Origin of the sequence: Pseudomonas sp. QE6 (assembly GCF_041379005.1) — a bacterium.
GTDB lineage: Bacteria > Pseudomonadota > Gammaproteobacteria > Pseudomonadales > Pseudomonadaceae > Pseudomonas.
This window is the reverse complement of sequence record NZ_CP166873.1, coordinates 4430096-4444253: the sequence shown is the minus strand read 5'-3', so window position 1 is coordinate 4444253 and position 14158 is coordinate 4430096. Positions and strand designations below refer to the sequence as shown.

General features: G+C 66.4%; 13 protein-coding genes. 4 read left to right on the top strand and 9 right to left on the bottom strand.

Annotated features, from left to right (window positions below; all coding sequences use genetic code 11):
* Positions 1-35: 35 nt before the first annotated feature.
* The 3 genes from ACAW63_RS20310 to ACAW63_RS20300 are packed head-to-tail and all read left to right on the top strand — an operon-like array spanning position 36 to position 1872.
* On the top strand, positions 36-1073 hold the full coding sequence (locus tag ACAW63_RS20310) for a catalase family peroxidase (RefSeq protein ID WP_371228149.1): 1038 nt from the start codon (positions 36-38) through the stop codon (positions 1071-1073).
* Positions 1073-1633, top strand: a complete 561-nt coding sequence (locus ACAW63_RS20305; protein WP_371228147.1) for a cytochrome b — start codon at positions 1073-1075, stop codon at positions 1631-1633. The genes ACAW63_RS20310 and ACAW63_RS20305 overlap by 1 nt, the downstream gene beginning before the upstream one ends.
* The gene (locus ACAW63_RS20300; protein ID WP_371228145.1) at positions 1630-1872 is read left to right on the top strand and encodes a DUF2790 domain-containing protein; all 243 of its coding nucleotides are present in this window, start codon (positions 1630-1632) and stop codon (positions 1870-1872) included. Before ACAW63_RS20305 ends, ACAW63_RS20300 begins: the two co-directional genes overlap by 4 nt.
* Before the next feature lie 11 nt (positions 1873-1883).
* On the opposite strand, the gene ACAW63_RS20295 is transcribed toward ACAW63_RS20300, so the two are convergent.
* From ACAW63_RS20295 to ACAW63_RS20265, 7 genes are all read right to left on the bottom strand, one after another.
* Positions 1884-2729: a DMT family transporter gene (locus ACAW63_RS20295; RefSeq protein ID WP_371228143.1), complete on the bottom strand. Its 846-nt coding sequence runs from the start codon at positions 2727-2729 to the stop codon at positions 1884-1886.
* Between the two features lie 239 nt (positions 2730-2968).
* A complete protein-coding gene (locus ACAW63_RS20290; RefSeq protein ID WP_371228141.1) occupies positions 2969-4237 on the bottom strand; it encodes an MFS transporter in 1269 nt (422 codons plus the stop codon).
* A gap of 54 nt (positions 4238-4291) precedes the next feature.
* Entirely contained in the window at positions 4292-5359 is a 1068-nt protein-coding gene (locus ACAW63_RS20285; protein ID WP_371234729.1) for a sugar phosphate isomerase/epimerase family protein, read from the bottom strand.
* Positions 5360-5682: 323 nt separating this feature from the next.
* Positions 5683-7176 carry a PLP-dependent aminotransferase family protein gene (locus ACAW63_RS20280; RefSeq protein WP_371228139.1) on the bottom strand — a complete coding sequence of 498 codons (1494 nt, stop codon included), beginning with the start codon at positions 7174-7176 and terminating at the stop codon, positions 5683-5685.
* Positions 7177-7343: 167 nt separating this feature from the next.
* A complete protein-coding gene (locus tag ACAW63_RS20275; RefSeq protein WP_371228137.1) occupies positions 7344-8027 on the bottom strand; it encodes a hypothetical protein in 684 nt (227 codons plus the stop codon).
* A gap of 424 nt (positions 8028-8451) precedes the next feature.
* Positions 8452-8766 carry an AzlD domain-containing protein gene (locus tag ACAW63_RS20270; protein WP_331319514.1) on the bottom strand — a complete coding sequence of 105 codons (315 nt, stop codon included), beginning with the start codon at positions 8764-8766 and terminating at the stop codon, positions 8452-8454.
* On the bottom strand, positions 8763-9461 hold the full coding sequence (locus tag ACAW63_RS20265) for an AzlC family ABC transporter permease (protein ID WP_371228135.1): 699 nt from the start codon (positions 9459-9461) through the stop codon (positions 8763-8765). The genes ACAW63_RS20270 and ACAW63_RS20265 overlap by 4 nt, the downstream gene beginning before the upstream one ends.
* 298 nt (positions 9462-9759) lie before the next feature.
* On the opposite strand from ACAW63_RS20265, the gene ACAW63_RS20260 reads away from it, so the two are divergent.
* Positions 9760-11349, top strand: coding sequence for a transglycosylase SLT domain-containing protein (locus ACAW63_RS20260; RefSeq protein WP_371228133.1), 1590 nt, complete (start codon positions 9760-9762; stop codon positions 11347-11349).
* Between the two features lie 13 nt (positions 11350-11362).
* On the opposite strand, the gene ACAW63_RS20255 is transcribed toward ACAW63_RS20260, so the two are convergent.
* Both ACAW63_RS20255 and ACAW63_RS20250 read right to left on the bottom strand, forming a co-directional pair.
* The gene (locus ACAW63_RS20255; RefSeq protein WP_371228131.1) at positions 11363-12403 is read right to left on the bottom strand and encodes a sterol desaturase family protein; all 1041 of its coding nucleotides are present in this window, start codon (positions 12401-12403) and stop codon (positions 11363-11365) included.
* 459 nt (positions 12404-12862) lie between these two features.
* Entirely contained in the window at positions 12863-14092 is a 1230-nt protein-coding gene (locus ACAW63_RS20250; protein WP_371228129.1) for an OprD family porin, read from the bottom strand.
* Between the last annotated feature and the right edge of the window lie 66 nt (positions 14093-14158).

Below are 14158 nucleotides of genomic sequence, written 5' to 3'. Positions count from 1 at the left end.
CTCAATGCATTCAGCCTAAGCCTGAGGAGCTGGAAATGACAGAGACTCCCCCCAACGCACCCCTGCGCCTGGCCGTCATCGGCGTCGTGGTGCTCGGCGTGGCCGCCGTCTTCGCCTACACGGCCGGCTGGCTCGACCCGCAGCGCCTCACCCCGGCCAAAGTCGTCGATACCCTGGAAGCCAACGGCGGTGTCCATCCCGGCTACCGGCGCAATCACGCCAAGGGCCTGTGCGTGATCGGCCACTTCGAGAGCAACGGCGGTGCCGCTGCGCTGTCGCGGGCCAGTATCTTCGCGCCGGGCAGTGTACCTGTCGTGGGCCGCCTGGCGATTCCCGGCGGCAACCCGGCGGCCAGCGACGGCGCCGCGCCGATCCGCAGCCTGGCCCTGCGCTTCCTGCCCAAGGACGGACAGGAGTGGCGCACCGGGATGAACGCCATGCCGGTCTTCGTCGTCCGCGATGTCGCCAGCTTCTACGACCTGCAGAAGGCGACGGCTCCGCAACCGGGCACCGGCAAGCCCGACCCGGAAAAGGCTGGCGCCTTCTTCAAGGCGCACCCGGAAACCCAGGCCTTCCTCCAATGGATGAAGTCCTCCACGCCGTCCTCCAGCTACGCCAACAGTGCCTACTACGGCCTCAACGCCTTCTACCTGGTGGACCGGGATGGGCGCGAGCAGCCGGTACGCTGGTCCGTGCAGCCCGTCGCGCCGTACGAGCCGCTGGCGGCGGACAAGCGTGGCGATGCCAACTTCCTCGCCGATGAAGTCGCCCAGCGCCTCGCTGCCGGCCCGCTGCGCTGGCGCCTGCAATTCACCCTGGGCGAGCCCGGCGACAGCACTGCCGACGCCACCCAGGCCTGGCCGAAGGAGCGCCGCCAGGTCGACGCGGGGGAACTGGTGATCGAACGCCTGCAAGCGGAAATCGGCGGCGACTGCCGCGACGTCAACTTCGACCCGCTGATCCTCCCCGACGGCATCCGCGCCTCCGACGACCCGCTGCTCAGCGCGCGCTCGGCCGCCTACTCGGAATCCTTCAACCGCCGCACCCGTGAGCAGGCCCAGGAGACCCACTGATGAAACCGACCTACTTCCCGCTACCCCTGCGCGTCCTTCACTGGCTCATGGCGCCCCTGGTGCTGGCCATGCTGCTCATCGGTCTGGGCATGGTCGCCAGCGTCTCTCCGCGCCACGCCGCGCTGGTGGCCATTCACAAACCGCTGGGTGCCGCGCTGCTGGTGCTCGTCCTGCTGCGCATCGCCGTGCGCCTGACCCACCGGGTGCCGTCGCTGCCTAACGACATGCCTGGCTGGCAGCGCGGCGCCGCGCACCTTTCGCACCTGCTGCTCTACGGCCTGCTGCTCGCCCAGCCGCTGGTGGGCTGGACCATGCAATCCGCGGGCGGCTATCCGGTGGTGCTCTGGGGCGGCTTCGAGCTGCCCGCGCTGATTTCGCCTTCGGTGGAGTTGCACACCCTCCTGCGTGGCGCCCACAGCCTGATTGCCTACGCCTTGCTCGCCACCATCCTCCTGCACCTTGCTGCCGCGCTGTTCCACGGGCTGATCCGTCGCGATGAAGTCCTGCCCAGCATGACCGGCGCGCCCATGCCTCCCGACACGAGCGGAGAACGGCCATGAAAGCACTGATCGCACTGGGTTGCCTCGCCTTCACCGGCGCGGTGTACGCCGCACAGGATGTGCCGCCCGCGCAGGACTACCACTACGGTCAGGCGCTCGATATCCGGCGCGTGGTGCAGCCGGCGGACCTGGGTTTCTGCGGCATCCGTGATGTGGAAATGGTCTACGAGGACAGCGCCGGGCAATTGCATCGCCTGCGCTACCCGGCGTGGGGGCTGTTCTGCGGTAACGAGAACTGACTCGCCGCCGCTCAGGCGGCCTTGCGCTTGCCGGCCAGGATCAGCGCGATGCCGCCCAGCACCGCCAGGGCCGACAGGCCCAGGCGCAGGGTCAGGTGCTCACCCAGCAGCAGCGCGCCGCCGAGCGCCGTGAACACCGGCACGCTGAGCTGCACTGACGCGGCCTGGAGCGCGCCCAGGCCGGTCAGCGCGCTATACCAGATGGCGTAGCCGACGCCCGAGGCCAGCGCGCCGGAGAGCACCGCGTAGATCGCCCCGTGCAGGTCCAGATCCAGCTTCATCGACAGCGCCAGGCACATCGCGGCCGCCATCGGCACGCTGCGCAGGAAGTTGCCGGTGGTGGCCGCCAGCGGATCGCCGCCACGCCGCCCGCGCAGGCTGTACAGCGCCCAGGCCAGGCCGGCGAGGATCATCAGCGCCGCGCTGCCTACCGGCGGCGCACTGGCTCCCGGCAACAGCAACACGACGATCCCGCCCAGCGCCAGGAGCAGCCCCGGCAACTGCCAGCCGCGCAACCGCTCGCCGTTCAGATAGCCCGCCACCAGCATGCCCACCTGCACCGCGCCGAACAGCAGCAGGGCACCGCTGGCCGCGCTCATCTGCACATAGGCCAGGGAAAAGGCGGCGGCGTAGACGAACAGCGCGCACGCACTGCGCCAGTCGCCACCCGCGCGCCAGCCGCCGTCGCGCAAGCGCAGCAGAATGGCCAGGGTGATCGCCCCGGACACCAGGCGCAGGCCGGTAAAACTGGCGGCGTCGATGCTCGTCTCGCGCAAGGCGAGCCGGCACAGCAGGGAATTGCCGGCGAAGGCCAGCATGGCGAGCAGCGTCAGCAGCAGATAGCGGGGATGGGGCATGGGCGTCCTGGCTCGCGGGGTCGCGTCGCGTGCGCCGGGGACGTCTGCAAGGTGCAGCGGCCCCGATTGTTGTTCTTCGGTGCCGTGCAGAGTGCCATGAAACAGCGGGTGAGGGGACGTGGAAGAAGGTCGTAGGCGCCGCCGCCATCAGGAGGATTCCCGGCGCTGGAGGCTTGCGTTCGAAACCGGCGGAAACCAGCCCGCCACCCGAAGGTGGCGGGTAGTTCACTTCAACGGGATCAGGCCAGCGCCTGCGTCGCCGGAGCAGGGGCGCGCTTGTTCACCAGGTGCTGCAGCAGGGCGGAGACCACCACGCCGACCACTGCCAGCACGCTCATCAGGCTGAACACATAGGTGTAGCCCAGTTCACCCGGATAACGGTCGAGCAGCGAGCCGTAGATGATGTAGGCGAACATGCCCGGTGCGTAGCCGATCAGGCAGCCGATGCCGAAGGCCGAGCCGGTGATGCGCGAGGGGATGCCCACCTCGCTCATCGGCGCCCAGAACACCCCGCGCATGGTGAACACCACCAGGGCGAAGGACAGGGTGGCGGCCATGCCGGCGTAGATGTAGCCTTCGCCACGGGGAATGCTGAAGATCACCAGCATCAGCGGCAGCAGTGCGACGAACGCCCATTTCAGGTAACGGCTGGGGCTCTTCAGGCGCTTGTCGGCGATGTAGCCGCCCAGCGGGCCGCCGAGCACCTTGAGGAAGTACTGGTTGATGATGCCGTAGGCGCCCACCAGCGCCACCGGCAGCTGGTACATGTCCTTCAGGTAGGGGATGAAGTAGGTCAGGCCGCAGTAGACGATGTAGACCATGAACACGTTCAGGCTGACCAGCCAGATCCCCGGCGTACGGACCGCTTCCAGCAGGCCGGAAAGGCCCTGGGGTTCGGCCTTGGCAGCGGCGGCGCCGGCCTTCGGCGCTTCGCGCAGCAGGAACAGGGTGAGCACGCCGACCAGGATGTCGATTCCCGAGTAGAACAGGATCGCCGCCTTCAGCCCGGCCGCGCCGGAACCCAGGGCGACGAACACGCCCAGTGCGGAGAAGGCCACCAGGGTATCCACCACGCCGCGTCCGCCTTCGAGGAAGCCGAACATCCGGCTCTGCTCGTCGTCATTGCCCAGGTTGCGGATCGCCTTAAGCAGCGAGGGCCAGAAGATGCAGTCGGCGCAGATCGCCAGCAGGCTGAAGACGATCAGCAACTGGCTGTAGCCGGGGAAGGTGGCCAGGTACAGGCCCAGCCCGCCCATGCCGATCAGGCCGACCGGGATCAGCCGGCGCGTTTCGAAGCGGTCGGCGAGGAAGCCGCCGACCACGAACAGCGCGGTCGCGACTATGGCATTGACGCTAAGCAGGGTGCCGATCTGCGTGTGCGTCAGCCCCATGTGTTCCTGCATGGGGATGTAGAAGGCGTCCTTGAGGTTGGCGAGCTTGTAGATGGTGCCGCCGCCCAGAACCAGGACGATGAAACGGAGCCACTTGGCTTTAGCCTGTGCTGTCATTGTTGTTCTCCACCGTTTACGGATAAGGGGTGGCCGCCGGGGCGGCCGCCGGAATCAGGCGGCGTCGGCCAGGGTCAGTTCGGCCAGCAGGCGCAATTCGTTCAGCAGCCCGCGCACATGGCGCACCTGGTTGTTCGCCCAGCGGTGCTCGTCGGCCAGCATGCGCTCCAGGCTGTAGCCCGGCGGCAGCGGCGTTTCGCTCATCTCGCGATAGGGAATGAAGGGGTCGGCGGCCTCGTCGCTCTGGCGGAAGGACGGGGCGATGTAGTGGTTCTCCTGCTCCAGGATGAAGGCCACCACCTGGGGCGCGCTGTCGCCGAGCAGCAGCAGCTCCAGCAGCATCCGCGCGCCGGGCAACTGGTCCTCGGCGCTGCCCTGCAGCACGCCGTAATGGCCGAAGCCGTTGGCCTCGGGCACCACGCGCACGCCCTTCAGGTGCACCTGGCGGATGAACGGGGCGAGGTGGGCCAGCGCCGGCAGCGGGCGCTCGCAGGCGTTGATCATGTTGCCGAAGTCGAACAGCGCGTTCAGGCGCGGGTGCCCGACCTTGCGCAGCAGGGCGGCGATTTCGTCGCTTTTCAGCTCCTCGTGCTGCTCGAAGTCGAAGTTCAGGTCGTGCGCGTCGGCCAGTTGCGCCAGGCGCCGCAGGTCCAGTTCGATCAGGTCCATCACTCGCGACAGGTGCCCCTCGTAGCGCGAGTAGACGCGGATATTGCGGCTGCCGATGGCCAGCGCCACGGCAACGGCCTGGTCGACGTCCTCGGGACGAGTGCTGCTGATTTCCACGTGCAGGGCCAGACCCAGGCTGCGGGCCTTCTCGCCGAAGGCCGCGAGCTGCTCGGCGGACATCTGCGACAGGCTGTTTTGCTCGCCGTCCAGCAGGTGCAGGGAGAGGCCGTCCAGCTCATGGCGGTAGGCGAAGTCGAGCATGTCCTGGGGCGTGACCTGGCCGTGGGTCAGGTTGGTCAGCAGCGGGTAGCCGTGGGCGAAAAGGCGCAGGCTGTCGAGACGGTCGAGCAGACGGCGGGCGAGTTCGGGAGTCAGCGTGGGAGGGGGCGTATCTGCGGGCGTGGCGTTACGCCCCAGCAGGGCCGCGAATCGGGCTTGGATAGCATTCATTATTGTCATTCCTGATAGCGACGCCGGGGTGGCCGGCAGTGCTTTTATCGCTCCGGAATGGTGCTATCCCTATAGCCATTATTGTTTTGTTCGTATAGCCACTTTGCCGTCCGCTCCAGGTCGGCCTCAGAAACTTTTTACGATCTCGCGAGCTAGAGCAGAACAAGGCGCAACGACCAACAGGAGTATCAGCCGCAGGCTGGCCCGAAGGGTGAGCGCCAGCGAATCAAACAGGCGAGGACGCGGAGTTTACGCGCTGTAAATGAGCAGTCCTCGCCTGTTTTTTACGCAGTTATGCCGACGCGCAGCAGATCGTAAAAAGGTTCTCACAGCTTCCAGCCCAGGGCTTTCAGGGCCTGGGCAAACTCCTGCACACGCCGCCCGGCCTGCTCCTCGGGCACCGCGGCGAAGCCCAGCAGCAGCCCCGGCGGCAATTGGTTGCGCACGCAGTAGTCGCGCAGGGCGTAGGTGTACACCTCGTGTTCGGCCAGGCCGCGGGCGATGGCGGTGTCGTCGCTGCCCTCGGGCAGCCAGCCAATCAGGTGCAGCCCGGCTTCGGCGGGCGTCGGTGTGATGAAGCCGCCCAGCTCGCGCTGCAGCGCCTCCAGCACGCTGGCCTGGCGCGCCTGGTAGAGGCTGCGCATGCGACGGATATGGCCGAGGAAGTGGCCGTCCTCCATGAAGTCCGCGGTGGTCGCCTGGTGCAGCGTCGACGGGCTGCGGTCCATCACCGCGCGGATGGCGCAGAACGGCTCCACCAGCGCCTCCGGCAGGATCACGTAGCCCAGGCGCAGCGAGGGGTAGAGCACCTTGCTGAAGGTGCCGACATAGATCACCCGCTCCCAGGCATCCAGCGCGAACAGCGCCGGCAGCGTGCGGCCCACGTAGCGGAACTCGCTGTCGCAATCGTCCTCGACGATCCAGCCCTGGTTGCGCCCGGCCCAGTCGATCAACTCCTGTCGGCGCGCATAACTCATGGTGCTGCCCAGCGGGTGCTGCCGCGACGGCGTGGTGAACGCCAGGCGCGCATCCGGCCGCTCGCGCAGGCCCTGCTGCACGTCCAGCCCTTCATCGTCGATGCGCAGCGGCACCAGCTGGCAACCCTGCGCCTGGAAGGCGATGCGCGCGGCTATGTGGCCGGGGTCTTCCATCCACACGCTGTCGCCGGGGTTGAGCAGCAGCATGCCGAGCAGGTTGAACGCCTGCTGCGCGCCGGAGGTGATCACCACCTGATCGATGCTGCACTCGATGCCGCGCGCATCGAACACGTACTCGACGATGGCCTCGCGCAACCGTTGCAGGCCCTTGAGCTCGCCGTAGCCGAGCGAATCCTTGGTTCCCTTGCGCAGGTGGCGGTTCATCAGGCGCTTCCACACCAGCATGGGAAAGGCGTCGTAGGCCGGGTGGCTGGGCAGGAAGGAGGTCGGGCAATCCGGCGCCCAGGTGCTGTACGACACCCCGCTGAAATGCTCGGCGCGCAGCGAGTGCACCGCCTGGCTCAGGTTCGACAGGCGCGGCGGCTTGCGCGGCGCATCGGCGGCGCTGCGGCCCTCCCATTCGCTGCCGACATAGGTCCCGGCGCCCGTGCGCGACGCCAGGAAGCCCTCGGCGGTCAACTGGTCGAAGGCGTTGAGCAGCGTGATCCGCGACAGCCCCAGTTCCTTGCACAGCGTTCGCGTCGACGGCAACCGCGTACCGCCGGGCAGCCGGCCGGAGAGGATCTGCTTGCGCACCTGCAGGTACAACTGGCGATAGAGGGGGATCGGGCTGGAGCGATCCAGCTCGATGCCGGTGAGCAGCATGCCGCCGGGCGTCTTCATTCGGGGTGTGCCTTGCGCGATAGCGAGACGAGATGGGCGGATTGTGCCCTGGCGAGGGGGATTTGGGGGAGGGGGATTGCCCGTTGGCGGTGGCGCCGATGGTCGTTCATCGACGCCGAGCAGGTGCCATGACGTGGCAGGGGATTGGGTTCGACGCGTAGAGCCAGTCAGTAGCCGCGCGATTCATCCGGCAGGGGCCCGCTCTCCCGCACACTCGGAACATGCTGGGGCACCGAGCGCGCCTGGCGTTTTCGCGCCCATTTGACCAGTCGGCTCATGGCGATGAAGCCCGCGAGGATCAGCATGGGGTAGGCGTAAAGCAGTTCGCCCAGGCTGTACTTCCAGGCCAGGGGACGGCCTACGCCGAGCAAGGCCGCGTAGAACCAGGAAACCGCCGAAACCGTGCCCGCGAAAATGGACAGGGCGCGCATGCCCGGTTCGAGCTGGAGCAGGGACCCCGCCCGGATCAGGGCGGGCATGACCACCGAATGCAGCAGGCTGCCGTTGACCGTGAGCAGGGCGACGATGAGGACCTTGGCCTGAAGCTTGGGATTGAGGAGGTAGGTCAGCCCTTTGGCGGACATATCCAGCAGAACGATGAGCGCGCCGGAAAACCAGAGCACCTGGAGCGCCAGGGTGATGGTGCGCTTCAGCGTCTCCATGTTCGCCTGTTCGAGGTGAACCGAATCCGAACCTTTCAGGAGCTGCTTGACCATCGCGAAGTCGCTGGTCAGGACCAGGCCGATTGCAACGCAACAGGCGATCAGGTGGGTGTAAACCACACCCAGGCGGACGAACTCCATCGCTGCTTCCTGCGCCAGCAGCGAAGTGACTACGTGAACGAATTCCATGGATTGTCTCTTGTTCTTGGAATGGGCCGCCGGCTGTACGGGGCCTTGACGAAGCGTCGGGTGGGGGAGGGTCTTGCGAGCTGCCGTGCACATTAATCCATGTGAGGCGCAATATTATTTGTAAATAATTCTTACTGTCAAAAACAAAAAGCGGTACCTGCGTGCCGATTTCAATGGCGTCGATGGGCGGCAGCGCATCGCCTGGGTTTACGGGAATCCGGGGCTTTCAGGCAGGGGTAGGACACCGGTCGATCCCGCGCGGCGAAAACGGACGATGCGAGCAGAACGGCCGCAGTCACAGGCAATAGACGCCGTAGGGGTAGTCGTGGCGGCAGTCAGGTTGCGCCGGCCGGCGCTGGAATGGGGCGGGGCATTGCCTCGGCCCCTCGCGCCAGATCGGAGGAGCCGGAATTCAGCGGGAGACCTACAACCACCAGCGCAACAGATAGAACGCCCCCATGCTCAGGATCACGCTGAGCAGCACGTTGCGCGTCCACAGCACCAGCGCCACGGCGACGACGGCGCCGAGCAGGTAGGGGTTGTCCGGCCGCAGGTTCAACTGGTGGTCGGGGAGGAACACGATCGGCCCGCAGATCGCGGTGAGCATCCCCGGCACGGCGAAGCCGAGGAACTGCCGCACGTTGCTGCTCAGGCGGATCGGCAGGCGCGGCTCCAGGAACACGTAGCGGTTGAAGAACACGATCAGGCCCATGCCGAAGATCACTGCCCAGACCATCATGCGCGCACCCCCGAGAATTTCTGGCAGACGAAGCCGGCGAACATCCCCGCCAGGCCCGACAGCACCAGCGCCGAACCCAGCTGCCAGTAGCTGAACAGCACCGAACAGAACAGCGAGACGGCGACGCAGACCACCGTCGGCACGTTCTTCACCACCGGCGCGATCAGCGCGACGAAGGTGGCGGCGATGGAGAAGTCCAGCCCTAGGTGCTCCAGCCCCGGAATGCTGCTGCCCAGCAGCACGCCGGCGAGGGTGAAGAGGTTCCAGGCGATGTAGAAGGTCAGGCCCACGCCCAGGGCGTACCAGCGGTTGAAGGTCTCGCGGTCGTGGTTGCTGGTGAGGGCGAAGAACTCGTCGGTGAGCAGGAAGCCCAGGCCCGCGCGCCAGCGGCCCGGCAGGCCGGAGATCAGCGGGCGCATGGTCATCCCGTAGAGCAGGTGCTGGGAGGTCAGCAGCAGGGTGGTGATCATGATCGAGAAGAACCCGGCGCCGCCCTTGAGCATGCCGATGGCGACCAGCTGCGCGGCGCCGGCGAAGACGATGGCGGACAGCCCCTGGCCGTGCAGCGGCGAGAGCCCGGCGTCGATGGCCAGCGAGCCGGCGAGCAGGCCCCAGGGCAGCACCGCGAGGGACAGCGGCATGATGTCGATGGCGCCCTTGAGGAAGGCGCGGGAGGGGAGCGTGGATTGGGACATGGTGATTCTTTGCAGTCTTTCGTGCCGACAGGGTGGCAGAACGGGGCGCTCGCTGGCTTGAACAATCTTGCTGCGGTTGGACAATTTCCCCGCCGGAAATATTGATCCGCTCCCTCCTGCGCGGCTCCTAAACTTGTTGGTAGGGACGGGGCGCGGTCCCGCGTGTGGTCGGTTATGTCGGGCTCGCGGTTTCGCCGGGCATCGTACTGGCCGGCACGTCCGAACAGCCGCCACGGCTCAGCGCGCACGTCTGCACATCACGGTAGCGGTGCATCCGCCACCGTCCCGGAGCGCGATCATGTTGAGGAAGCTGCAGCTTCAACCTCACCCCTCGGTTCATCGCGCAACCCCTTGGCGGCCGTCGCTGGCCGGGCTGGCCACGCTGCTCTGGGCCTTGTCCGTCGGAGCGCTTGCCGCCGCCGATGCGCCGGAGCCCTCGGCGCCGCCGCAAGCGGAAACCTTCACCCTCGACCCGAACGAGATCCAGAAGCCCTGGACCGGCGACCTGGACGGGATGATCCAGCGCAAGACCATCCGCGTCCTCACCATCTACAGCAAGACCTTCTACTTCACCGACATGGGCGTGCAGCGCGGCGTGACCTATGAATGGTTCACGCTGTTCGAGCAGGAGCTGAACAAGCAGCTGGCCTCCGCCGCGTCGGGCGCCGCCCGGCACCTGAAGGTTCACGTCGTGTTCGTTCCGGTCCGGCGCGACCAACTGATCCCGGCGCTGATCGCCGGCCAGGGCGATATCGCCGCGTCCAACCTCACCACCACGGCGGCACGGCGGGAGCAGGTGGATTTCTCCGTGCCCGGCTACAGCAACGTCAGCGAAGTCATCCTGTCCGGTCCCGCCTCGCCACAGGTCGCCACCCTGGACGACCTGTCGGGCAAGGACGTCTTCGTCCGCAAGTCATCCAGCTACTACGAGAGCCTGCTTGCCCTCAACCAGCGCTTCGCCACAGAGGGGCGCGCCCCGGTGAACATCAAACCGGCGCCGGAAGCGCTGGAGGACGAAGACCTGGTCGAGATGCTCAACTCCGGGCTGATCCCGCTCATCGTCATGGACAAGCACAAGGCGGACCTGTGGAAGCAGGTCTTCCCAGGCGTGACCGTGCATGACGCCATTGTCCTCCGCATGGGCGGCGAAATCGCCTGGGCCCTGCGCAAGAACAGCCCGCAACTCAAGGCAGCCGTCGACGACTTCGTCATGCGTCACCGCGAAGGCAGCCTTGCGGGCAACCTGATCCTGATGCGCTACCTGAAGAATGCGAAATACATCGAGGATGTCGCCTCCGAATCCGAGCGGCGGAAGTTCCTCAAGCTGGTGCAGTTCTTCAGGCAATACGGCGACAAGTACAGCGTGGACTGGTTGCTGATGGCCGCCCAGGGCTATCAGGAATCGCGGCTCGACCAGTCCGTCCGGAGCCCCGTGGGCGCCATCGGCGTCATGCAGGTCATGCCCGCGACCGGCAAGGAACTGAAGGTCGGCGACATCCGCAAGACCCGGGCGAACATCGAAGCCGGGACCAAGTACATGCGCCTGATGATCGACCGCTACTACGGCGACGAACCCATGACCGACCTGGACAAGGCCCTGTTCACCTTCGCCTCCTACAACGCCGGCCCGGCCAGGGTGACGCGGCTGCGCGAGGAGGCCGCGCGGCGCGGGCTCGACCCCAACGTCTGGTTCCACAACGTCGAATACGTCACCGCCGACCAGATCGGCGCGGAGACCGTCACCTACGTCAGCAACATCTACAAGTACTACATCGCCTACCGGCTGATCCTCGACGCGCGGGCGGCGAAGCAGCGCGCCACCGAACAGGTCACGGCCCAGCCCGAGCAGGGTGGCGCGGCTCCGGAAGCGGACTCGGGCGTCAGGTGATCGTGATCACGGGCTAGGAATTGGGCGCCTGAGACGTACCGTGTGGCATCGACTGGGGGCGCCTTGCCTTGCGCAGCTTGCGGGCCGTCTCCACGAAGGGCGTGACGATCAGGCTGTACAGCGTCAGGTAGCGATGATCATCGCGCTCCCCGGCGCCGAACTGGATGCGTTCCGGCGTCGGGGTGGTGATGTAGAGCGTGCCGAACATCCAGTCCCACAGCGACAGATTGATCGCGAAATTCTTGTTGAAGTGCCGGGGCGCATCGCTGTGGTGGATCTGGTGCTGCGCCGGGCTGTTCAGCACGTGCTCGACCACCGGCCCGAACGACAGCCACACATGGCTGTGGCGCAGGTTCACCGCCAGCGCATTGAAGATGAAGATCAGATAGGTCACGCCGAACAGCGTGTAACGGCTGATCTCCCCGCCGCAGGCGTACCAGAAGGCGCCGGCATAGGCGCCGAGGGCGACGGCCCCGGCCAGCTTCGCCGCGAGCTTCTCCACGAAATGGACGCGGCTGGCCGTCGCCGGCACCAGCACCGACGCCGAGTGATGCACCTTGTGGAACGCCCACAGCCAGCGCGAGTGGAAGGCCCGGTGCACCCAATAGTTCTTGAAGTCGCCTACCAGGAACACCCCCAGCCCATAGAGCAGGGACAGGCCGAGGTTCTCACCCACCTGCGGGCGCGCGCCCCACAGCTGGGTGAAGAAGGCCATGTAGTCGCCGGAGCGCAGGATGTAGGGATCGACCAGGCCGATGATGGGCACCATCAATGCCGCATGCAGGATGCCCCGCACGAAGTAGTACTGGTAATCCAGCAACGCCGAACGATGGAAATGCACCCGGTTGCCGCCAATGAACTGCCAGAACGAACGCGCCTCCGTCAGCCCACGGTACTTCCTGAAGCGGTACAGACCATAGGCGACCGCATAGGAGAGGACGAGAAACAACACACCGACGCGACCGTTCAGGTCGAAAAGACCGGCGAAACGGTGGATGACCGGATCGATCACCAGGGTGGTCAGGTGGCTATGGAACGGCAGGAGATCATCCACGGCAGGCGAGTCTTCGGCGAAGGGCAGGGGGCTGGAGATCGGAGCAGGCCAGGAGCGCGGCGCAATCGGCAATCCGCTGCGTGCAATCAACGCTCGGGCTCATGAGCTTCAGCGTAGCTTCGGGCTGCCACGGCGCAGTGACCGGCTGGAAGAAAAGCATGGGGTGTCTCTTGTTCTTGGAGTGGCCCGCCGGTGGGGCCGGGCATCGGACTCGGTGTGGCTGTAATGGTAATTGGTAATAATTCTCACTGTCAAAATTGGTTGCCGGCGCCAGTCGACTCGACGGACTCCTACAGGTCGGCCGGCTTCTGCAGCGGAAAAATGAATCTGTCCCCTTTCGTCCCTGGCCGCCTGGAGCCCATGAAGGCCTGGTGCCCCCTCGAACGGACCCGCGGGGATGCCGGCTTCTTTGGAACCGCGGGGTGGCGGAAGCAGGAGGAGCGGTGAAGCAGGGGGGAACTACCAGAGGGCGAATGCGTAGCTGAAGTAGAGCCGGTAGTTGTCGCGGTCGGCGGCATAGGTGGAGCGCGAAACCGAGTGGCGCAGCTCCGTGCCCAGTCCTCTGAGCGGGCCGCTCTGGACCGCGTACTTGAGGTAGGTGTCGGTTTCGTGCTCCCTGGCTGCCTGGTCCCGGTACTCGCCGTGGTCGCCCTTGTAGTAGCGGACCATCAGGCTCAGGCCCGGGATGCCCTGGGCGGCGAAGTCGTAGTCGTAGCGCAGCATCCAGGTCTGCTCCCCAGCCTGGATGAACTTGCTCACCGCGGCGTTGCTGAAGGAGTACAGGGTGCTGCCGCTGGCATAGGGCAGGGCGGTGTCGCCCCGGAGTTTCTGGTAGCCGAGGCCGACGGCGTGGCCGCCGAGGGCGTAGGTGAACAGGCCGCTGAACATGTTTGCATCGACCTCGCCATTGCGCGCGGCGCCGGCGTCCTCGCTCATGAAGTAGCGCAGGTCGCTGGTCAGCGAGCCGATCTCCAGCGGCTGGCGGTGCAGCATGCCGAAGAACTGCTGGCGATAGAACTCGCGCATTTCGCCGTAGTAGCTGGTGAAGCTGAGCTGCTGGCTCGGCGTGAAGGTTGCTCCGGCGAAGCCGAAATCGGTCCCCCCGTTGCCGGCGTAGCCCTGAGGAACGAGGTCGACGCTGTCGGTTGAGTTGCGCGCCTTGAACTCGTCGAGATGGCCGGCGTGCAGGTACAACCGGTCGAAGCCGCGGTACTCCACCTGGGTGCCGCGGAAGGTCTGTGGCAGCAGGCGACCGTCGTTGTAGACCAGCACGGGAATCTTCGGCAGCAGGGTGCCGGACTTGACCAGCAGGTGGTCGAAACGGGCCTTGGCGGTCAATCCCAGACTGCCGAACTCCTCTGCCGCGCGACCGTCGTCGTGTACCGGCAGCAGGCCGGTGCCTTCCCGTCCACGCCCGGAGTCGAGGCGTACGCCGGACAGGCCCAGGGCATCGACGCCGAGCCCGAGGCGGCCTTGGGTTAAACCGGACTGCAGGTCGAGCAGGAAGCCCTGCGCCCATTCCCGGCGGTCGTCGCCGCCATCGCGGTAGCCGTCGTTGAAGTAGTAGTTGCGCAGGGTAAGGCGACCCTGGGCGTCCTCGACGAAACCGGCGGCCTGCAGGCCGGACGGAAGGGCGCATTCGGCCAGGCCGAGGCAGGCCATGACACCTGTGGTGGTGAACGATCGCATGAATGACTCCTCTGCTGGCTCTTGTGTTGTTGTGGCAGCGGGAAAGCGGGAACCGGACCGCCGGGA